Origin of the sequence: Colwellia sp. C1TZA3 (assembly GCF_007954265.1) — a bacterium.
Taxonomy (GTDB): Bacteria; Pseudomonadota; Gammaproteobacteria; order Enterobacterales; family Alteromonadaceae; genus Cognaticolwellia.
The window spans coordinates 1-20757 of sequence record NZ_VOLS01000041.1 but is presented as its reverse complement, the minus strand read 5'-3'; the positions used below and the strand labels follow the sequence as shown (position 1 = coordinate 20757).

At 39.9% G+C, this 20757-nt stretch carries 17 protein-coding genes; 13 read left to right on the top strand and 4 right to left on the bottom strand.

Going from position 1 to position 20757, the window contains the following annotated elements; all coding sequences use genetic code 11:
• The 9 genes from mutL to ESZ39_RS12330 all read left to right on the top strand — a co-directional run bounded on the left by mutL (window position 1) and on the right by ESZ39_RS12330 (window position 10559).
• Entirely contained in the window at window positions 1-1980 is a 1980-nt protein-coding gene (gene mutL, locus ESZ39_RS12370) for a DNA mismatch repair endonuclease MutL (protein WP_146880209.1), read from the top strand.
• Window positions 1980-2936 (top strand): tRNA (adenosine(37)-N6)-dimethylallyltransferase MiaA, encoded by a 957-nt coding sequence (gene miaA, locus ESZ39_RS12365; RefSeq protein WP_146880208.1) that lies wholly within the window; start codon window positions 1980-1982, stop codon window positions 2934-2936. The genes mutL and miaA overlap by 1 nt, the downstream gene beginning before the upstream one ends.
• Window positions 2937-3054: 118 nt before the next feature.
• On the top strand, window positions 3055-3303 hold the full coding sequence (hfq, locus tag ESZ39_RS12360; RefSeq protein ID WP_146880207.1) for an RNA chaperone Hfq: 249 nt from the start codon (window positions 3055-3057) through the stop codon (window positions 3301-3303).
• A 33-nt stretch (window positions 3304-3336) separates the two neighbouring features.
• Window positions 3337-4623, top strand: a complete 1287-nt coding sequence (gene hflX, locus ESZ39_RS12355; protein ID WP_146880206.1) for a ribosome rescue GTPase HflX — start codon at window positions 3337-3339, stop codon at window positions 4621-4623.
• Between the two features lie 65 nt (window positions 4624-4688).
• Window positions 4689-5834, top strand: a complete 1146-nt coding sequence (gene hflK / locus ESZ39_RS12350) for an FtsH protease activity modulator HflK (protein ID WP_146880205.1) — start codon at window positions 4689-4691, stop codon at window positions 5832-5834.
• 3 nt (window positions 5835-5837) lie between these two features.
• Window positions 5838-6722, top strand: a complete 885-nt coding sequence (gene hflC, locus ESZ39_RS12345; RefSeq protein ID WP_146880204.1) for a protease modulator HflC — start codon at window positions 5838-5840, stop codon at window positions 6720-6722.
• Window positions 6723-7132: 410 nt separating this feature from the next.
• Complete coding sequence (locus ESZ39_RS12340; RefSeq protein ID WP_146880203.1) at window positions 7133-7318, top strand: DUF2065 domain-containing protein; 186 nt, start codon at window positions 7133-7135, stop codon at window positions 7316-7318.
• A gap of 126 nt (window positions 7319-7444) precedes the next feature.
• Window positions 7445-8743, top strand: a complete 1299-nt coding sequence (locus ESZ39_RS12335; RefSeq protein ID WP_146880202.1) for an adenylosuccinate synthase — start codon at window positions 7445-7447, stop codon at window positions 8741-8743.
• Between the two features lie 574 nt (window positions 8744-9317).
• Window positions 9318-10559, top strand: coding sequence for a malic enzyme-like NAD(P)-binding protein (locus tag ESZ39_RS12330; RefSeq protein ID WP_146880201.1), 1242 nt, complete (start codon window positions 9318-9320; stop codon window positions 10557-10559).
• A gap of 250 nt (window positions 10560-10809) precedes the next feature.
• On the opposite strand, the gene metJ is transcribed toward ESZ39_RS12330, so the two are convergent.
• Complete coding sequence (gene metJ, locus ESZ39_RS12325) at window positions 10810-11154, bottom strand: met regulon transcriptional regulator MetJ (protein ID WP_146880200.1); 345 nt, start codon at window positions 11152-11154, stop codon at window positions 10810-10812.
• A gap of 233 nt (window positions 11155-11387) precedes the next feature.
• On the opposite strand from metJ, the gene metB reads away from it, so the two are divergent.
• Both metB and metL read left to right on the top strand, forming a co-directional pair.
• Window positions 11388-12545, top strand: a complete 1158-nt coding sequence (gene metB, locus ESZ39_RS12320; protein WP_146880199.1) for a cystathionine gamma-synthase — start codon at window positions 11388-11390, stop codon at window positions 12543-12545.
• 86 nt (window positions 12546-12631) lie between these two features.
• On the top strand, window positions 12632-15151 hold the full coding sequence (metL, locus tag ESZ39_RS12315) for a bifunctional aspartate kinase/homoserine dehydrogenase II (RefSeq protein WP_146880198.1): 2520 nt from the start codon (window positions 12632-12634) through the stop codon (window positions 15149-15151).
• A gap of 203 nt (window positions 15152-15354) precedes the next feature.
• Here metL and ESZ39_RS12310 read toward each other — a convergent pair whose 3' ends face one another.
• Window positions 15355-15999: a TorF family putative porin gene (locus tag ESZ39_RS12310; RefSeq protein WP_223270371.1), complete on the bottom strand. Its 645-nt coding sequence runs from the start codon at window positions 15997-15999 to the stop codon at window positions 15355-15357.
• A 359-nt stretch (window positions 16000-16358) separates the two neighbouring features.
• Here ESZ39_RS12310 and rpe point away from each other — a divergent pair, with 359 nt between their 5' ends.
• Window positions 16359-17030, top strand: a complete 672-nt coding sequence (gene rpe, locus ESZ39_RS12305; protein WP_146880197.1) for a ribulose-phosphate 3-epimerase — start codon at window positions 16359-16361, stop codon at window positions 17028-17030.
• 63 nt (window positions 17031-17093) lie between these two features.
• On the top strand, window positions 17094-18098 hold the full coding sequence (gene trpS / locus ESZ39_RS12300) for a tryptophan--tRNA ligase (RefSeq protein WP_146880196.1): 1005 nt from the start codon (window positions 17094-17096) through the stop codon (window positions 18096-18098).
• Between the two features lie 75 nt (window positions 18099-18173).
• Here the strand turns inward: trpS and ESZ39_RS12295 are convergent, their stop codons facing one another.
• Together ESZ39_RS12295 and ESZ39_RS12290 are read right to left on the bottom strand one after the other, a co-directional pair.
• The gene (locus tag ESZ39_RS12295) at window positions 18174-19142 is read right to left on the bottom strand and encodes an FHA domain-containing protein (RefSeq protein WP_146880195.1); all 969 of its coding nucleotides are present in this window, start codon (window positions 19140-19142) and stop codon (window positions 18174-18176) included.
• The gene (locus ESZ39_RS12290; protein ID WP_146880194.1) at window positions 19133-20386 is read right to left on the bottom strand and encodes a serine protease; all 1254 of its coding nucleotides are present in this window, start codon (window positions 20384-20386) and stop codon (window positions 19133-19135) included. Before ESZ39_RS12290 ends, ESZ39_RS12295 begins: the two co-directional genes overlap by 10 nt.
• Window positions 20387-20757: the final 371 nt, after the last annotated feature.

The following is a 20757-nucleotide window of genomic DNA, read 5'->3' as shown; positions in this document are numbered from 1 at the left end:
ATGACCATTGCAATATTACCCGCTCGCCTCGCTAACCAAATTGCCGCTGGTGAAGTGGTTGAACGTCCAGCCTCTGTTGTTAAAGAGCTGGTAGAAAATAGTATCGATGCTGGCGCTACCACCATTAGAATAGATATTGAAAAAGGCGGCGCCAAGCGTATTCGCATTATCGATAATGGTAAGGGTATCGCCAAATCAGAGCTAGCGTTAGCGCTGAGCCGACACGCCACCAGTAAAATTAAAGACCTTGATGATCTTGAAGCCATTAGTAGCTTGGGCTTTCGTGGTGAGGCATTAGCCAGTATTAGTTCTGTTGCGCGCTTAACCTTAACCTCTAAACCTGAGGCACAAGAGTCAGCGTGGCAAGCAAATGCAGAAGGACGTGATATGGCGGTGTCAATCAAACCCGCCGCTCACCCTAACGGTACCACGATTGATGTCAGTGACTTATTCTTTAACACCCCCGCTAGACGAAAATTTTTACGCACGGAAAAAACAGAATTTGCTCATATTGAAGAAGTGATCAAACGTATCGCTTTAGCAAATTTTGCTATTACCTTTGTTCTCACGCATAACCATAAAGTGGTTAAACAATTTCGTGTCGCTAATTCGTCAGTACAGCGTAGTAAAAGGGTTGCACAAGTTTGTGGGCAAAAGTTTATTGATCATGCAATAGAAATTAACTGTGAGCATGATGGTCTACATTTGCATGGTTGGATTGCCGAACCGAGTTATTACCGTAACCAAAATGATCTCACCTACAGTTATGTTAATAACCGGATGATGCGTGATAAGTTAATTAATCATGCTATTCGTCAATCTTACGCAGATTTACTGCCCAGTGACAGTTATCCTGCCTTTGTCTTGTTTCTACAACTCGATTTTAGTGAAGTTGATGTCAATGTGCATCCAGCCAAACATGAAGTACGTTTTCATCAAGGGCGTTACGTGCATGATTTTATTTATTCGGTCTGTCATCGTGCTTTAACTAATGAGTTAGATCTCAATGTTGATAATACCACTGGAGAAATTCTAAGTACTGATAAGGTTGCTGAAACTCATCAGCAAGCCAAGACTCAACCCTCCAGCTTTATTACTCCTTTACGGGCAAGCACTGATAGCGATCAACAAAGTGACCCTTTAGCGAGTGCGCAGCCAGTAAGTCAAACGCCTGCACATACCCGTGATAATAAAGAGCCAGGTAGCAGCGGTAATTTTTCTCAAGCCAATGCGCGGCATTATTCGACAAAAATAAATCCTCAAGCGAGTAAAGCCTACAGTGATTTAATGACACCGTTAGCGCTTGATTCACAGGTAACCGAGCCTGAAATAGCACCAGTAACCACTGACTTTTCATCAACAACAGCAATACCAGTATCAGCAAATACAGTTTCATTAACTCAAGATGCAATGACTGATATGACAAAAATTTTATTTTGGCAGCCACCACATTACCTGGTTATCCAACAACGTCAGGCGTTACGTCTATTATCAGTGAACAAGCTCGATCATTTACTACAGCTGCAAGCCATTCAGCAAGGTTGGCATGAAAAATTAGTTAGCCAGCCGTTATTACTGCCAATAAAAATCAAGGTCAGTGAAAAAGTAGCAACATTTGTGCAAATAAATGAAAAGCAATTTCAGCATATGGGTATGGAAATTCGTCAGTTACAGACCAGTACATTACACATTCGACAATTTCCTGCTTTGTTAAGAAATAAAGATATAGCCCATAGTTTTGATAAGTTAATTAAGCAGTTAGACGTTGAGCATCAAGATGGCGTTTACGCAGAAATAGATTGGCAGATGGCATTAGCCGCCCTAATGTTAAGCGAAGCTTGCACGCAAGCACAGGCCTTACAAATTTGGCAAAATGCTGAAAGTGATTTTAATTGTCAATTTGAACAGCAATTGCGCTTGAATTCTGTCGCCATAGACCTCACATCCTTTGTAAATGAGTTAGATAAAATATTACCGTAATGAATAACCTGGTAAACCAAGAGCATATTGATAATAAAAAGCCACCTGTTATTTGTTTAATGGGGCCTACAGCCTCAGGTAAAACGGCTTTAGCAATGGCATTATATGATGCATTACCCTGTGACATTATTAGTGTAGATTCAGCGTTAGTCTTTAAAGGTATGGATATTGGTACGGCGAAACCAACAGCGCATGAACTAGCTGCTTATCCACATCAATTGATCGATATTAGAGATCCCAGCGAAAGTTATTCTGCCGCTGACTTTTGTCAAGACGCCCTTAAAGCGATTGCAATAAGTCGAGAAAATGGTCGTATTCCTGTGTTGGTGGGCGGTACTATGATGTACTTTAAAAGCTTGATTGATGGTATCTCGCCGCTACCTCAAGCTGACCAAAGTATTAGAGATGCGATAGCGTTAGAAGCAGCTGAAAAAGGTTGGCTTGCTATGCACGAAGAGTTACAGAGTTTTGACCCTGTTTCAGCAGAGCGTATTCATCCTAATGATCCACAGCGACTTGCAAGAGCAATAGAAGTTTATCGAAAAACTGGTAACACTTTGACACAATTGACCGAAATAAAAGGTGATAAAGTCAACGGAAATGTTTTACAGTTTGCGATAGCACCCCAAGAGCGTAGCGAATTGCATGCGCGAATTGAGCTGCGCTTTACGCAAATGATAGCACAAGGTTTTGAACAAGAAGTGAGCAGCTTAAAAGAAAGAGCTGATTTGCACTTTGACCTGCCGGCTATTCGTTGTGTTGGCTACCGACAAATGTGGCAACACCTAGCGGGTGACTATGATAAAGATGAGATGGTTTTTAGAGGGATTTGTGCAACCCGTCAGTTAGCCAAAAGGCAGTTAACCTGGTTGCGAAATTGGCAAAACTTGCATTGGTTACCTATGGAAGATGAAAATAATTTAAAAGTTATTTTATCGGCAGTAAGCAAACTTTAAACATTGATGTATAATCAAAGCAGCTGTGTATTAACCAGCTAGTTTTATTGAATAATTTTAATAAAGTATTCAAACAGAATACTTAACTTTTACTAAAAATAAAAAAAGGTACCTAACAATGGCAAAGGGGCAATCTTTACAAGACCCATTTTTGAATGCGTTACGTCGTGATCGTATTCCTGTAGCAATTTATTTGGTTAATGGCATTAAACTACAAGGGCAAGTAGAGTCATTTGATCAGTTTGTAATTTTACTTAAAAATACCGTTAGTCAAATGGTATACAAGCACGCTATCTCGACGGTAGTGCCAGCTAGAGCGGTAACGAGTATGCCGGTTCCACAAGTTAATCAGGACTTAGAAGATTAATGCAAAAAGCTAGTATTGTATTGAGTCGCTCATTTGTTTGATAGATATCAGGCAGGTGAGCAGGCTATACTTGTTCATCTAGATTTTCCCGATGATAATACCCGCGAAGACCTACAAGAGTTTGAAATGCTTGTAAGTTCGGCTGGTATAACTGCGTTAAATACGGTTACAGGTAAACGCGCTACCCCGCACCCGAAATACTTTGTTGGTACAGGCAAAGTGCAAGAAGTTGCTGATGCTGTACGTATGTTCGATGCGAATATCGTCTTGTTTAATCATAGCTTATCGCCATCTCAAGAAAAAAACATTGAAGCCTTATGTCAATGTCGAGTGGTTGATCGTACGACGTTAATTTTGGATATTTTTGCCCAACGAGCTCGAACTCATGAAGGCAAATTACAAGTAGAATTAGCGCAGTTACGTCATATGAGCACACGGCTGATACGCGGTTGGACTCACTTAGAGCGCCAAAAAGGGGGTATTGGTTTACGTGGGCCAGGCGAAACGCAGTTGGAAACAGATAGGCGTTTACTACGTGAACGTATGGTCAATATTCGTAAGCGCTTGGCAAAAGTTGAAAAGCAAAGGCAACAGGGGCGTAGGGCGAGAACTAGAGCTGAAATCCCAACACTTTCCTTAGTGGGCTATACCAATGCAGGTAAGTCAACATTATTTAACCAAATAACGCAGGCGGGTGTTTATACAGCCGATCAATTGTTTGCCACCTTAGACCCAACGTTGCGTAAAATTGAAGTGGATGAAGTCGGCCGTGTTATTCTGGCTGACACCGTAGGATTTATACGTCATCTACCGCATGATTTAGTTGCCGCATTTAAAGCGACGTTAACTGAAACAAGAGAAGCAGAGTTGTTGTTGCACATTATCGATATTGCTGATGAACGACGTAGCGAAAATATTGAACAAGTGGAAGAAGTTTTACAAGAAATCGAAGCGGGTGATGTAGCACAATTATTAATTTGTAATAAAATAGACCAGTTAGATGATGTTGAGCCTAGAATTGATCGTGATGAGCAAGGACTACCTATTCGTGTTTGGTTGTCAGCTCAGCAAGGTATTGGCATTGAGCTTTTATTTCAAGCATTGTCAGAACGATTAGGTAAAAAAATTATCAAACACGTACTTTGTTTACCGCCTAGTGCCGGTAAACTTCGTGGTCAACTTTACCAGTTAAATTGTATTACTGATGAACATTATGACGAGCAAGGTAATTGTTTATTAGCTATAAAATTACCTGTGAGAGAATGGAATCAGTTACTAAAACAAGACGAAGCAGAAATAGAGCACTTTATTCACACTTAACAGACTGCTATATTAACGTTCTTAATATAGCAGTTAGCGCATTAATTTTTATAGCGGAGAATAGCATGGCTTGGAATGAACCGGGGAACAATGAGAAAGACCCCTGGAAAAACAAAGGTGGCAAAAACCAAGGTCCACCTGACTTAGACGATTTATTAAAAGATATCGGTAATAAGTTTGGCGGTATTTTTGGTGGCAACAAATCAGGAGGCGGAGCGGGGAAGAATTTTTCTAGTATCGGCATCATGGTAGTGCTTATTGTGGCGATTTTGGGCTATGCCTTCGCTGGCTTTTTTACTATTAAAGAAGCTGAAAAAGGTATCGTTTTACGCTTTGGCCAATATGCTGGCACGGTAGAACCTGGTTTACGTTGGAAATGGACCTTCGCTGAACGTATTATTCCGGTTGATATGCAAACCACACGTAACCTTCCTTCTTCAGGCTTTATGCTAACCAAAGATGAGAATGTTGTTCGTGTTGAAATGCAAATTCAATACCGCGTTGTTAATGCACGTAATTACATTTTCAGTGTGACTAATGCTGATGAAAGCTTAAGTGAATCGCTTGATAGTGCCTTGCGCTATGTTGTTGGTCACTCGAGAATGGATGACATCTTGACCAGTGGTCGAGAAGCTGTGCGCCAAGCGGTATGGAAAGAGTTAGAAGAAATTATTGAACCTTATAACTTAGGTTTGATTGTTGTTGATGTTAACTTTAAGGACGCTCGTCCTCCTGAAGAAGTTAAAGACGCTTTTGATGATGCCATTGCTGCGCAAGAAGATGAAGTGCGTTTCTTACGTGAAGCAGAAGCGTATGCTAGAGGTATTGAACCTCGTGCTCGTGGTCGTGTGAAGCGTTTAGAGCAAGAAGCATTAGCTTATAAAGCGCAGATACTACTTGATGCAGAAGGTGATGTTGCTCGTTTCAACAAGTTACTACCTGAATATCAAGCGGCACCTGAAGTTACTCGTCAGCGTATGTATTTAACGTCGATGGAAAAAGTTTATAGCAACACCAGCAAAGTGATGGTGGATGTTGACGGTGGCAATAACATGATTTATCTACCATTAGATAAAATTATGCAACAGCAATCTGGTAGTCAAAGTGCTACGCAACAATCAACATCGACGATAAACCAATCGTCAAATAGTACTAATACTGCACCAGCATTATCCGGTCGTAATGACCGTTTCAATAATGGGAGAGACTAAGCCATGAAGAATTTTATATTGGCAATTATTGCCTTAATACTTGTGCTAACAGTGTCGTCTGTTTTTGTTGTGACTGAAGGCCAACGTGGCATAGTTTTCCAGTTCTCAAAAATTACGCGTGATGGTGAAACCGGCGACATGAAAGTTTATGAGCCAGGTTTACACTTTAAATTTCCATTTATTAACACCGTACGTAAACTTGACGCGCGTATTCAAACTTTGGATGAAGAGCCCGATCGTTTTGTCACATCTGAAAAGAAAGATTTAATGGTCGACTCATTTGTTAAATGGCGTATCGTTAACTTTTCAACCTACTATTTGCGTACTACAGGTTCAATTGAGAATGCTCGTGCGTTATTGAAACAGAAAGTAAACAATGGTCTACGTACTGAGATTGGTACGCGTACGATTAAAGAAATTGTTTCTGGCGATCGAGATGACATTATGGCGCAAGCATTAGAAAGTGCGACAAGCAGCCGTGAAGATTTAGGTATTGAAGTGATTGATGTTCGTATCAAAGCTATTAACTTACCTACAGAAGTCAGTAATTCAATTTACGAACGTATGCGTGCTGAACGTACCGCTGTGGCGAAAGAACATCGCTCACAAGGTCAAGAACAAGCGGAAATCATTCGAGCGACTATTGATGCTAAAGTCACGATTATGTTAGCGACAGCACAAAAGAATGCACAAGAAGTTCGTGGTGAAGGTGACGCCCTAGCTGCAAAAGTGTATGCTGATTCTTATACCCAAGACGCTGAGTTTTATAATTTCTTCCGTAGTTTAGAAGCTTATGAAAACAGTTTTAGTGCTAAGAGTGATATCTTAATTGTTAAACCAGATAGTGATTTCTTTAATTACCTAAAGAATGCTAAAAAAGCTGATTAATACTTAAGGTTAAATAATGATTTAAAAGCCATGACATTGTCATGGCTTTTTTGTTTTTATGACTCAGTGAATATCATTAAAGTGTTGGATATTTTTTTTGATTGCATTTATAGCAATTTGATTAAACGTGTAATACCAATCCCATTAAGTTATTGCTCACTTGTACTAGTTAAAATAGCTCAAGGCTGTGTTGCTCTCAATCCCAATAGCCAGCTATTGCTCAATCGAGCGCCTTACCTTGAGTTATTTTTCCTGCGCACAACAAGATCACAAACTTAATGGAACTGGTATAACTAACTTTTTCATGAGGAAAAATGGATAAATTTTATAACGCCATAATTTTTTATTTTAACCATTAAAAAATGAGCAGGTAATTAATCAATTTGGTATTACTATAATAAGGAGTTTATATGCTGTCCACACTGCTCATGGCACTTGCTATTGTGTTAATTATTGAAGGGCTAGTCCCAGCACTTTTTCCAAATAAATGGCGGACTTATGTTTTAAAACTAGCTAATGAACCGGCTAATACTATTCGCCAAATAGGTTTGTTTTTGTTGTTAATCGGTCTTGCGTTGTTTTGGTTAGTAAATTAATTTCTTGGCTAACTCTGCACTACCACTGGTTTTTTTAATAACGCATTAAAATTCAACAATTATTGCTTGGACTCAATATTGATATTTGATAGAATCTTCGCTTAATTTTCTTACCAAAATGTGAACATGGGTAAAAACGTCGTAGTTCTAGGCACCCAATGGGGTGACGAAGGTAAAGGTAAAGTCGTCGACTTACTTACTGATAAAGCCAAATATGTAGTGCGCTATCAAGGTGGCCACAATGCGGGTCATACACTAGTCATTGATGGTGAAAAAACCGTTTTACATCTTATTCCATCTGGCGTATTACGTGACAACGTAAAATGTTTAATCGGTAACGGTGTTGTTCTTTGTCCTAAAGCTCTTATGACAGAAATGGCAATGTTAGAAGCACGCGGCGTACCTGTACGTGACCGGCTTTTAATTAGCGATGCATGTCCATTAATTCTTCCTTATCACAACGCACTAGATGCTGCTCGTGAAAAAGCGCGTGGTAGCAAAGCTATTGGTACTACAGGTCGTGGCATTGGTCCAGCTTATGAAGATAAAGCGGCTCGTCGCGGTTTACGTGTTGGTGATTTATTTTGCGCAGAATCATTTGCTGCGAAATTAAAAGAAATTATGGAATACCATAATTTTGTCTTAACGCAATATTATCAAGCTGAACCCGTCAGTTATGACGAAGTATTAGCTGACGTTATGGCGGTTGCTAACACCATTAAAGGCATGGTTGCTGATATCTCTGAAATGCTAGATCAAGCGCGTAAAGCGGGCGAATCTATTATGTTTGAAGGTGCACAAGGTACATTGCTTGATATTGACCACGGTACATACCCCTATGTAACATCGTCAAATACCACAGTGGGTGGTGTTGCTACTGGCAGTGGTTTTGGTCCACTTTACTTAGATTACGTATTAGGTATCACTAAAGCATACACTACACGTGTCGGCTCAGGACCATTCCCAACTGAATTAGATGACGAAGTGGGCAATCACTTAGGCACTGTCGGCCATGAATTTGGTGCGACTACTGGCCGTGAACGTCGTTGTGGTTGGTTTGACGCTGTCGCTATGCATCGTGCAGTGCAAGTTAACAGTATTAGTGGTTTTTGTTTAACTAAGCTTGATGTTTTAGATGGCTTGAAAACATTAAAAATATGTACTGGCTATAAAACAGCTGAAGGCGACATCATTACTGTGCCACCAACAGCCGCTGAAGGTTACGAAAAAATTACCCCAGTGTATGAAGAAATGCCAGGTTGGAGCGAAACCACCGTTGGTGCTACTTCTGTTGATGCCTTACCGGCTAATGCGATTGCTTACATTAAACGTATTGAAGAGATTACTGGTGTACCTGTTGATATTATTTCAACCGGCCCAGATCGAATTGAGACCATGATTTTAGTTAATCCGTTTGACGAATAATTAAATTTCATCGTTTACTCACTTTCTAAAAACCACCTTCTAGGTGGTTTTTTTATCGCTAAAATTAGGTCATTATTAACTTTTGCTTTGTTATACCAATCTGATTAATTAATCAAATTGGTATAACAGCCAGTGTCGGTATCAAGGTTAAAATCTAGCATCGCGTAAGTTAGCCTAAGTCGTCTTAATCCGGGCTAGAGCGTGGTTAGGAAGATAGTTAAAAGCAAAGGTAGATCTGTTGTGCTTAATTTTGTTAGTTATCATGAAATGATACAAACGTGCATAGCTTTATAACTAAAACAAGGGACTTAAACTCAATCTATATAATTAAACTACTTATGGTTTGATAAGGTATTCTAATGCTTGTTTTTCTATCATTAGTTTGCAGTTTATGTACAATATTTAGCTAAGTTATGTGAAATATGAAACTAATAAGCCTTTATTAATTATAGCTTGTAGCGAATTAATATATACAAAACAGCTTGAAATTAGCTAGTGGATTGCAATAGTATATAAACAGCAATAATAGTGCTAACGTAAATTCATGCATAAGACTCACACATTAGGAATAAACATGACAGATCTTCGCCAACAAGCACTTGATTACCATCAATACCCAACGCCGGGCAAAATTAGTGTTGAATTAACGACCCCTGCTGAAACCAGCAAAGATCTCTCACTTGCCTATAGTCCTGGTGTTGCTGAGCCTGTTCGCGCTATTGCTGCAAATCCTGATGATGTTTATAAATATACCGGTAAAGGCAATACTGTCGCTGTTATTACTAATGGTACCGCTATTTTAGGTCTAGGTAACTTAGGGCCAATGGCCTCTAAACCTGTGATGGAAGGCAAAGCGTTATTGTTTAAACGCTTTGCTGGCATTAACTCGTTTGATATTGAAGTTAACCATAACACTGTTGAAGACTTCATTAACACGGTCGCTAATATTGCTGACAGCTTTGGTGGCATCAACTTAGAAGATATTAAAGCGCCTGAATGTTTTGTTATTGAAAAAGCACTCATTGAACGCTGTAAAATACCGGTATTTCATGATGATCAACACGGTACTGCTATTGTAACCGCCGCAGGCATGATCAATGCGCTAGAGATTCAAGGTAAAGAACTTCGACACGCCAATATTGTTTGCCTGGGTGCGGGTGCCGCTGCAATTTCCTGTATGGAACTGCTGATTAAATGTGGCGCGCAACGTGAAAAAATTTATATGCTCGACACTAAAGGCGTTATTCATAGCCGCCGTGATGATTTAAATGAATATAAAAAATTATTTGCTAACAATACTGATAAGCGCACGTTAGATGACGCCATCGAGGGTGCTGACGTATTTGTTGGTGTATCTGGCCCTAACTTACTATTACCTTCCCACGTAAAGCTTATGGCCGCTAAGCCCGTGATTTTTGCGTGTTCAAACCCAGATCCCGAAATTAAACCTGAACTGGCTTTGGCAACACGTGATGATTTAATTATCGCTACCGGGCGTTCAGACTACTCAAACCAAGTTAACAACGTACTTTGTTTCCCCTTTATTTTTCGTGGTGCTTTAGATGTGCGCGCACGTATCATCAATGACGAAATGAAAATTGCCGCTGTGCATGCCATTCGCACCTTAGCAAAAGAGCAAGTAACGGCTGAAGTATTAGCGGCTAGCGGCTGTGACAGCTTAAGCTTTGGTAAAGATTATATTATTCCAAAACCCATGGACTCACGTTTACGTTCAGCTGTTGCAATTGCGGTTGCACAAGCGGCGGTAGACTCAGGTGTGGCTGCGCTCCCGATGCCAGAAAATTATAACGGCTAACAATTTTTTTGCTGCTCTAGTTTAGGCTAGCGTAAATATGGTGGCTTTAGCGTTATATGGCTTGTTGAGCTTGTTGAGCTAGTTGAATAGCTGAAAAAGTCTAAATTTTTTGAAAAAAAAGTGCCATTAAAAACCTTTGTTTATATTATTTAAAAATGAAGATTTTCAGTGTAGCAAATAATTTTATGGTAATAAAAAAGGCGCTTTAAGCGCCTTTTTTCATTTATAAAGCCAAAGGGCTATATCCGGTTTAATCTTCTACTTCTTCGTCAATTTCAGTTTCGTATTCGCTAAAGTCAGTTACACCTTGTGCTTCTAAGGCCCTGCGAACACTGGCTGGTAATTTTTGTGTGTTGTCTTTAGCCAAGTCACTATCGTCAGGTAATGGTTGGTCAGTAAAAGCGTGCAAAAACGCTTCACATAAGAGTTCACTGTTAGTCGCATGGCGCAAGTTATTCACTTGGCGACGTGTCCGTTCATCAGTGAGTACTTTTAACACACGTAAAGGGATAGACACGGTGATCTTTTTGACTTGTTCACTTTTCTTCCCGTGTTCGGCGTATGGGTTAATATACTCGCCATTCCACTCTGCCATGAATATTCCTCTATGCTAATTAATTGAGATAAACTTATCGCTGTTAAATCTGTCTGGTAAGTCAGTTTGTGATAAATTTATTCTTACTGTTTGATTTTACTGGTTGTGGGGCGTGAGTCAATAACGAATGTGTAGAAGTTTAGAAGTCTAAAGTACTTGACCATGAGCTTTAAAGCATTTAGATTGATAGACGTCCAAACATCTATATAGAAAATATTTTTACCGGAGTACACATGAGCGAGAAAAAAATTGCCACTACCGCTGTTCGAGCAGGTATTAATAGTGACCAACACCATGGCGCTGTTATTCCAGCTCTGCACCTTTCAAGCACCTATGCACTGAAAGGTTTTAATGACAAGCGTCAGTTTGACTATTCACGCACCGGTAATCCAACTCGCGCTACGTTTGCTCAGGCGATTACAGATTTAGAGCAAGGTGCTGTCGGCATTGTGACAAATACCGGCATGGCAGCTGTGCATCTTATTTGCCAATTACTTAATACTCAAGACACAGTGGTTATTCCACATGACTGTTACGGCGGAAGTTTTCGTTTATTTACTCATCTTGCCAAGCGGGGTCAGTTTACTCTCGTGGTGGTTGATCAAAATGATCAACCAGCCTTGGCCCAAGCATTAGCAACAAAACCTAAATTAGTCTTAGTTGAATCACCGAGCAATCCATTATTGCGCTTAGTCGATATTACCGCGATTACCCAACAAGCTCATCAAGTGGGCGCATTAGTCGCCGTTGATAACACCTTTATGTCGCCGGTATTACAGCAGCCCTTGTTATTGGGTGCTGATATTGTTTTTCACTCGACCACTAAATACATTAATGGTCATAGCGATGTGGTTGGCGGTGTTCTAGTCACCAAAGAACAAGCCTTAGGTGAAAAACTAGCTTGGTGGGCAAACTGCATTGGTATTACCGGCTCAGCTTTTGATAGCTTTTTAGCCTTGCGTGGTTTGAAAACCTTACCGATACGGATGAAGCAGCATCAAATTAATGCCAATGTTGTGGCAAAATTTTTACAACAGCACTCGGCTATTCAACAGGTTTATTTTCCGGGTTTAGCTAGCCATCCACAACATGAATTAGCTAAAAAACAGCAAAATGATTTTGGCGCTATGATGAGTTTTGAGCTTAAAGGTGGCGTTGAAGCGGTTAAAATACTGTTTGATAAACTTGAACTTTTTACCTTGGCACAATCACTGGGTGGCGTTGAAAGTTTGATCTGTCATCCCTCAACCATGACCCATGCCGGAATGGAAATTGCAGCACAACTTACCGCCGGCATTACCCAGTCATTAGTGCGACTTTCTGTTGGTATTGAAGATATTGACGATTTGCTTACCGACCTATCTCAGGCGCTCGATGCTAGCCAAGTGTAAAGTCGTATAAATGTACTCTGGCTTGAGTGTTATAGATAAATAATTTAAAGGCGGTATAACAAGGTTGTTATACCTGTGGTAATCAAATGATCGATTCAAATACAGCGGTAACGCTCAGCTCTGCAAAAAATCACCTGGCAAAAGTTGCCTGTAATGTCCATAAGTTTGGCGGTAGTAGCCTAGCAACCAGTGCTTGCATTGAACGTGTGGTGGATATTATTCGTCAGCACTGCCAGCTCAATGACATTATTGTGGTCTCTGCTAATGGCAATACTACGGACGCGTTATTTAATCTTTACCAACTCGCGGTTGAGCTGCATGAAATAACTTTGCTTAGCACTGAGCAAGTGAGCACGAGTAATGATGTAAACAGCTTGCGTGAGCATTTACTGGACACTATTACTGCACTTGATGCGACGCAAGCTCAGTTAATTGATGAACTCTTAAATGCCAGTAGTGCCGCCAGACTAAAAAGTTTACTAAGCGACGACATTATACAAATAGCAGAACATTTACTCAGTGATCCGCCGAGTGATCTCCTTAGTTATCAAAATGACTTATTAGCTTTTGGTGAGATGTGGTCAGCGCGACTATTATCCGCAGTATTAAGTGAAAGTGTTTGTCCCAGTTATATGTTGGATGCCAGAAACTTTATTTTACTAAAAGATGAAAAAAATTGTGTTATTGACTATACCGCAAGCGAAAAAGGTTTTTTACCGCTTCGACAACCAGACCAACTGGTGATTATTACTGGTTATATTGCGCGTAATCAACAGCAACAAGCCTGTACGTTAGGGCGTAACGGTAGCGATTATTCAGCAACCATAATGGCGGCATTATCAGGGGCGCGCAATGTCACGCTTTGGACTGACGTTGATGGTATTTATAGTGCCGACCCAAGGCTTGTACCTTTAGCAAGAAAATTACACCGTTTACCTAATGCTGTTGCCAATGAGCTTGGCCGTCTGGGTAATCCAGTATTACATGCCAAAACCTTACAGCCGTTAACCAACCATAATACTCATTTACACGTTGCCAGTAGTTTTGCACCTGAGATTAGCGGTAGTGAAATAGGCAAGTTTGGCCAAATAGCGAAACAAGAACTTTCGGTAACTAGTTTAAACGATTTAATATTAGCAAAATCAACCAGCTTTTTAGCTAAATCTGGCGCATTAGCGGTAAGTGAATTTTCACCGATTTGTTACAATCTTGATGAAGGTTACATCGTGGTAACGCAGGCCCAGCAAAAAGCGGTTAGTCAATGGTTAGCAAGTCATGACACTGAAGTCACTTTTAGGCCGGTAGCGATTATTGCCATTGTTGGCCATAGCGTGGCGAAACAAGGCGATATGCGCGCTAGGTTCAAAAGGGCGCTTAAGCATCAGCAAAGCTTACATTTTTTACATGCTTTTAATGAACACAGTTATATTGCGGTTTTACCTGAGCCATGCTCGAGTGAAATACTCAATAATGTTCACGCAGATATGACCAAAGACGCGAAAAACATTGCCCTCGTTGTTGCCGGATTAGGTAATATTGGTCAACGATTTTTAACCATGTTACCAAGGCAAATAGCGCGTGTTTCAGGTTTAGACAATGTGCATTTAGTCGCCTTAGTCGGGGCAAGTAAAGCCTTAATAAATACCGATGGCATCGATGTTGCTAATGCTTTGTTACATTATCAACAACAAGCGCAGCCCTACGACAGTGAGCAACTGTTAACTTGGTTGACTAATCATCCTTATGACGAGTTAATTGTTGTTGATATCACACCCAGCGAAGATTTTAGTCAGTTGTATGAAGAATTTTTTGCCCGTGGCATTCATGTTATTGGCGCAAACAAGTGGGCGGCATCTTCAAGCACTAAAAATTATCAGCAATTGGTTAACAGCGCAGAAAAAAATAATAGTCTATGGCTAGGTAATACTACTGTGGGTGCCGGATTACCGATTAACTCGACCATTAAAGAGTTGATTAATAGTGGTGATAAAATAACAGAAATTTCGGGTATATTCTCGGGCACTTTATCGTGGCTATTTCAATTTTACGATGGCACAACGCCATTTTCTGCGCTGTTGTCGAATGCCTTAGCGCAAGGACTAACTGAGCCAGATCCGCGAGAAGATTTATCGGGCCGAGACGTGCAACGTAAACTATTAATTCTAGCGCGTGCCGCAGGTTTTGAATTGTCATTGGCTGATATTGACTGTCAGAATTTAGTGCCAGAGGTATTACGTGATATTAGCTTAGAGGAATTTCTTCAACGAACTTCCGAGCTTGATGAATTGTTTTTCTTGCGCTTACAGCAAGCACAAGCAAAAGCTTGTGGTATTGGTTATGTTGCTCGGTTTATCAGCGATAATGGTCAAGTGAGTGCGAAAGTTAGCTTGGAAGCATTAAGCCATAACGACGCCTTTGCACAATTAACCCCATGCGATAATGTTTTTCAAATTAAAAGTGAGTGGTATCAAGACAACGCACTGATTATTCGTGGCCCAGGTGCCGGGCGTGATGTCACTGCTGGTGGCCTTCATGCTGACTTGGTCACTATTTGTCAGCAGTTGAATCATCGTCAGCAGCAAGTGAAAATTAAAGGCTTAAATTAAATATTTTGCTTGCGGGAAGTTATGCCAAGGGGCAATAAATAGATTTAAGCAGGAGGGTTAAGTAAAGCTTTTGCGCGATACTTTATGACAAAAGTATCGCACCAAATTCACTAACAAATTCACTAATAAATTAATTAACCTGTGTTTTATTAACCATAAAAAAAGTATTACTCTTCTTTTTTTAGCGGTTAATTAGCGATGTCTTAGAAAGATGTACCTATGCTAAATACTAGGTTTTCGTCACTTTGTGTACCAGCTAATTCTTTTGAATTAGCAACAAGAGCAATACCTACATCAAAGCCTGAAACTGCTGTACTGTAACCGGCTTCTAGGTAATCGCCGTCAAAATCCTTACCCCAAGTGCCGTAAGTGGCATAAAAACCTTTATGTTCAACCGTTGCAGATAAGAAATCATAGTCTTGGTCTGGACCCGCTTCAACTTCCCACTCACCGACATTATAAGACAATGACAACATACCGTAGCTTAAACCTAAGTTTACTTCGTTATAAGCCGTATCAAAATCACCGGTGTATTGGTAAGTCGTAAAGCCAAGGCTATAACCTACACCACCGTCTAATTCACCACCGTAACCGCCATAAATGTCTACTTCTAAACCCTCTTGCACGTCAGCTGCCCAAGTACCAATATAAAAGCCACTGTTTTCATAATCAACACCAGCACTAGCAGATGCTGTGTCTGTTTGTACGACACCACGGAAGATATATTGTGATACCGCGCCAACATTAGCACTTAAGCCTGCTATGTCAGTAGCAGATGCTGACGTTGCTGTAAGTGCAGAAGTTGTTAATATCATCGCAATTGATAGAGAGGTCATTGTTTTGTTCATGTTTTAGTCCACTAAGTTTTTATAATTACTAAGGACATTGCAAAGACAGTGCCTATTAATAAAATTTATCATAAGTACTTTGTTTTCAGTTGCTTGACAGTGTTTTTATGTTTTTTTAGTTTGGTCATTGGCGTTATTTGTACTGGCTTGGTGCAAAAAAAGCCGTTAATGTACAAAAAAGGTGCACAGTTTTAAGCATCATAATTAACAACCTTAAGAAAATGTTAAGTTATAGGCCAATATCTCAGCTTTAATACTAGGGTTATTATTGCTTTTAATATCGATTTTTGTGCTGGTTCTCAGTCGCAAAATTACTGTAATTGGGGTAAAGTAGCGCAAATTTTTTTAAGGTTATCATTATGTCTAATTTTTTAATTGCTCCCTCAGTTTTATCGGCAGACTTTGCTCGTTTGGGTGAAGATGTTGCTAATGTACTCAGCGCTGGTGCTGATGTAATTCATTTTGATGTAATGGACAATCATTTTGTGCCAAACCTGACTTTTGGTCCCATGATTTGTAAGTCATTACGAGACTACGGTATTACCGCGCCGATTGATGTGCATTTAATGGTAAAACCGGTTGATCGCCTTATTCCTGATTTTGCCAAAGCGGGCGCTGATATTATTACCTTTCATCCGGAAGCGAGCGACCATATTGATAGAACCTTACAGCTGATAAAAGATCATGGTTGTAAAGCTGGTTTAGTGCTAAATCCGGCAACGCCACTGCAGGTTTTAGATTTTGTGATGGATAAGCTCGACGTTATTTTATTAATGTCAGTCAATCCTGGTTTCGGTGGTCAGTCGTTTATTCCTACCACTTTAGATAAGTTACGTTTAGTACGTGAAAAAATTGCTGCTAGTGGTTACGATATCCGCTTGCAAGTTGATGGTGGTGTTAAAGCGGATAATATTGCCGAAATAGCTAAAGCGGGTGCAGATATGTTTGTTGCGGGCTCAGCCATTTTTTCCAAGCCAGATTATAAAGTCGCCATTGATGAAATGCGTGCAGCACTGGCAAGGGTTAAATAAAACATCATTAATTAATTATACTGAAATCAATCATATTAAAATTAAAAAATTGAAGGATAAAAAATGAGTAAACCTATTGTATTAAGTGGCTGCCAGCCATCGGGCGAGTTAACTATTGGTAATTATCTTGGCGCGTTAAAGCAATGGGTGGACATGCAAGATAGCCACGAATGTTATTACATGCTGGTTGATCAACATGCGATTACTGTGCGTCCTAAGCCTGAAGAGTTACGTAAAGCGACATTAGATGGTTTAGCCTTGTATTTAGCTTGTGGTGTTGATCCAGAAAAAAGCACCATTTTTATTCAGTCACATGTGCCAGAGCACGCGCAATTGAGTTGGGTATTAAATTGCTACACCCAAATGGGTGAGTTAAACCGCATGACACAATACAAAGATAAGTCGGCAAAGTCTGAAGCTAACATGAATTCAGGTTTGTTTACTTATCCGGTATTAATGGCGGCAGATATTTTATTGTACGGTGCGAACAAAGTGCCGGTTGGCGATGACCAAAAGCAACATTTAGAATTAGCCCGTGATATAGCCACACGTTTTAATAATCTACATGGTGAAACTTTTAAAGTGCCAGAGCCTTATATTCCAGAATTTGGCGCCCGGGTGATGAGTTTATTAGAGCCAACTAAAAAAATGTCAAAGTCTGATACTAACCCAGGTAATTTTATTGGTTTATTAGAAGACACCAAGAAAGTTACCAAGAAAATTAAACGTGCGGTAACTGACTCTGACGAGCAAGCGAATATCTATTTTGATATAGCTGAAAAGCCAGGTGTGTCAAACTTACTATCACTTTTATCGTGCACCACAGGTAAGTCAGTGGCTGAACTTGTACCTGAATATGAAGATAAAATGTATGGTCATTTAAAAGCTGATGTAGCTGAAGCTGTAGTGGCTTTATTAGCGCCTATTCAAGCACGTTATCATCAATTTCGTAATGACCAAGCCTACTTAGATGAAGTGATGCGCAAAGGTGCTGAAAAAGCCTCTGCGCGTGCTAGTAAGTTACTGGCTGAGGTTTATCAGGCGGTTGGCTTTATTGCTAAGCCTTAATAGTTAAATTTTTGCTTTAATAAGCCATAAAAATAACTAAGCCGTCGTACTTGTGACGGCTTAGTTGTTATTGGGCTACTCTTTACTCTCTTCTTCAGCGCTTTGCGTTGCCTTTTCAAATAACTTGCTAGCATCACTAACAAAGGTCTCCACATTGCTACTTGGCGCGAATAAGAAGGCTGGTGACATGATGGTGGTGTCAAACTGTGGCCGTGGATTAAAGTCGGGTTGCTTGCTTAGCTGTACGATAAAGCTACCACCAAATAATAATAACACCAGACATAAAGACACTACACTCCTGCGCTGTAAGGTCATATGAAAACCGACGTAACAGTTGAGCCAAAATAAACAAAACGCCAGTAACAAAGGGATAATAGCCAGCAGCCATAACATTGAAGCGTTGCTTGAGGTATTAAAGTGCACAATGTTTTCAAAAATATCACTGAGCCACATTAAGTTGAAGAAGATAAAGCTAATACCCATTTGGGTCCAAAAACGGCCATCGTGTTTGGTTAAATGCGACACTAAGGCAATACCCGCTGGCCATAAGGCAAAACCTAACGTTAAGCCGATGGTTGGCACGAGTATTTGCGTTAAGCTAACTTCATTAACATTGTTTAAATTAATAATCCAACCGCCAATAAAGGCAAATAAGGTCATGCTTAGCGCTAGTACTATTGGGTGACGCGCTAAGTGAATTAAGCCTTCAAACGGGCTAATTGCGATGCTTTCTGAAACCGGATGGCTGGGAAACACAAAACGAACTTGGCTTTTTCCAATAGTAATAATGTCACCAGAACGCACTTGGTGTTGAATAACATTGTTTTTACTGTCTTCAAGATAACTGCCATTAATTGAGCCTTGATCATCGACTAGCCAATGCTCACCATTAAAATGCAGTTGCAGGTGATCAGCGCAAACGTGAGGGTCACTAATAATAATATCGTTGTCGTAACCGCGGCCAATGGTAATGTTATTTGACGCAAACTTATGGCGGCTTAATAACTTGTGGCCATGACTGATTTCTTCAATGATTATTTCCATGAAACCGACTCCATAAATTTAGCTAGAAAGGCTAATGAGGTTTCTTGTGCAACACCTGAAATCGTAAAATGGCTGAGCAATGCGTATTGTTCGTGATCGATTGAGATAGCAATGTAGAGCACATCGTAAAGTGCGGGAAAGTCTTTATAAGCGCGGGTACAAAACACGGCTTTATTCTTAATATTACTGCTTTGTGGCATAACAATGTCATGGTGGCATTGATATTCAGTGACATCATCTTTACCGGCTTTATTACCTGGCGCGGCTTGGTTTAACTGGCGTTCAAAAATATGGTAAAACTTAGTGCTACTAATTTTATCTGATTCCATATAGCGATATTCCATCTCTAGCGAACTGGTAAAGAAATCAGAAGAAATGTAAGTGTTTTCATCTAGGTCACAATTAGCAACAGCCGCCATAATTTGTGCGTCGGTTTTATCTGAATTTGATTCACCCCAACAACGTACAAAAGGTACATCAATGGTTGGAATTAACCCTCGTCCTAACTGTTTAAGTTGCCAATCACTGTTTAGGATTGTGGTGATTAACTTTTCTTGATTTCGCATGAGTTGTGCAGCCATTTGCTGATCAATACTCTCTGGTGGGTTATTTTTATAGGCTAGATAAAGTTCAAGTAGCTTGTCGTGCGGCACTAAAAAACCAATTTGATTACCCGAAGTTGCGACATTAATACCGACAACTTCGGTATTTTTATTAACCACTGGGCCACCACTCATACCTGAGTTAACTGAGCCAGTAAAATGAATTCGGTCGTTAAATGATTCATTTTTTAAACCGTTATAAGTACCAGGTACGACTATCATGCCTAAATCATGTGGGTTACCTAATGAATACAGTTCTTCACCTTTAGTCGGCGCCTGTGTGGCAAGCTGAAAAAAAGGCATTTCAGTCGTGACTTCACGTTGCACTATCGCTAGGTCATTAATGACATCAACACTTTTTAAGGTTAATGGCGCTTGGTTACCTTGGTGGTCTAAATATTCAATGTTGTACTTATGAGGGTGACGTGCAAAACCGGAAATAACATGATAATTAGTGGCAATAAGGCCATTACTGCTAATTTGAAAACCCGAACCAATAGATGACTTTTCACCACTGGCTTTGTCAATTAAGCGAATTTGATAAAGTGATGGGGCCAGTTTTTTAAAAATCTCTTCGGCCTGCTCAGCTGCGAAACTTAATGTACTAAAGCACATAAGTAGCAGAGCAAAAGTAGCTTTCATTGCATATCCTTTTTATTATTACCTTGGGAACTGTTTGATATTTAGGCAAAGCAGCACTTGTCTGACTACCATTGTGCCAGTGTAATCAAATTTGTCATCTTTTATCCGACAATCTGACTATTTCGCTTGTTGCATGCGGTAGTTTAACCGTATGAAAAAAAGCCATAATAAATAGTTAAATTCATTTGTTTTATTTTAATATCAATAGGGGGCTTATTTACGAGTCAATTTAATCAACTTGGTATTATACCAAGTTGATTAATTACCTGCTCATTTTTAATGGTTAAAATGAATAACTACAGCGTTATAAAATTTATAAGGTGAATAACTACTGACTAAATTTTATGCCTTGTATTTATCCATTTTTCCTC

Bases quoted from the DNA above. Each gene is read 5' to 3' on its own strand.
- mutL (WP_146880209.1), top strand. From the start codon at position 1: ATGACCATTGCAATATTACCCGCTCGCCTCGCTAACCAAATTGCCGCT.
- miaA (WP_146880208.1), top strand. From the start codon at position 1,980: ATGAATAACCTGGTAAACCAAGAGCATATTGATAATAAAAAGCCACCT.
- hfq (WP_146880207.1), top strand. From the start codon at position 3,055: ATGGCAAAGGGGCAATCTTTACAAGACCCATTTTTGAATGCGTTACGT.
- hflK (WP_146880205.1), top strand. From the start codon at position 4,689: ATGGCTTGGAATGAACCGGGGAACAATGAGAAAGACCCCTGGAAAAAC.
- hflC (WP_146880204.1), top strand. From the start codon at position 5,838: ATGAAGAATTTTATATTGGCAATTATTGCCTTAATACTTGTGCTAACA.
- ESZ39_RS12340 (WP_146880203.1), top strand. From the start codon at position 7,133: ATGCTGTCCACACTGCTCATGGCACTTGCTATTGTGTTAATTATTGAA.
- ESZ39_RS12335 (WP_146880202.1), top strand. From the start codon at position 7,445: ATGGGTAAAAACGTCGTAGTTCTAGGCACCCAATGGGGTGACGAAGGT.
- ESZ39_RS12330 (WP_146880201.1), top strand. From the start codon at position 9,318: ATGACAGATCTTCGCCAACAAGCACTTGATTACCATCAATACCCAACG.
- metJ (WP_146880200.1), bottom strand. From the start codon at position 11,154: ATGGCAGAGTGGAATGGCGAGTATATTAACCCATACGCCGAACACGGG.
- metB (WP_146880199.1), top strand. From the start codon at position 11,388: ATGAGCGAGAAAAAAATTGCCACTACCGCTGTTCGAGCAGGTATTAAT.
- metL (WP_146880198.1), top strand. From the start codon at position 12,632: ATGATCGATTCAAATACAGCGGTAACGCTCAGCTCTGCAAAAAATCAC.
- ESZ39_RS12310 (WP_223270371.1), bottom strand. From the start codon at position 15,999: ATGAACAAAACAATGACCTCTCTATCAATTGCGATGATATTAACAACT.
- rpe (WP_146880197.1), top strand. From the start codon at position 16,359: ATGTCTAATTTTTTAATTGCTCCCTCAGTTTTATCGGCAGACTTTGCT.
- trpS (WP_146880196.1), top strand. From the start codon at position 17,094: ATGAGTAAACCTATTGTATTAAGTGGCTGCCAGCCATCGGGCGAGTTA.
- ESZ39_RS12295 (WP_146880195.1), bottom strand. From the start codon at position 19,142: ATGGAAATAATCATTGAAGAAATCAGTCATGGCCACAAGTTATTAAGC.
- ESZ39_RS12290 (WP_146880194.1), bottom strand. From the start codon at position 20,386: ATGAAAGCTACTTTTGCTCTGCTACTTATGTGCTTTAGTACATTAAGT.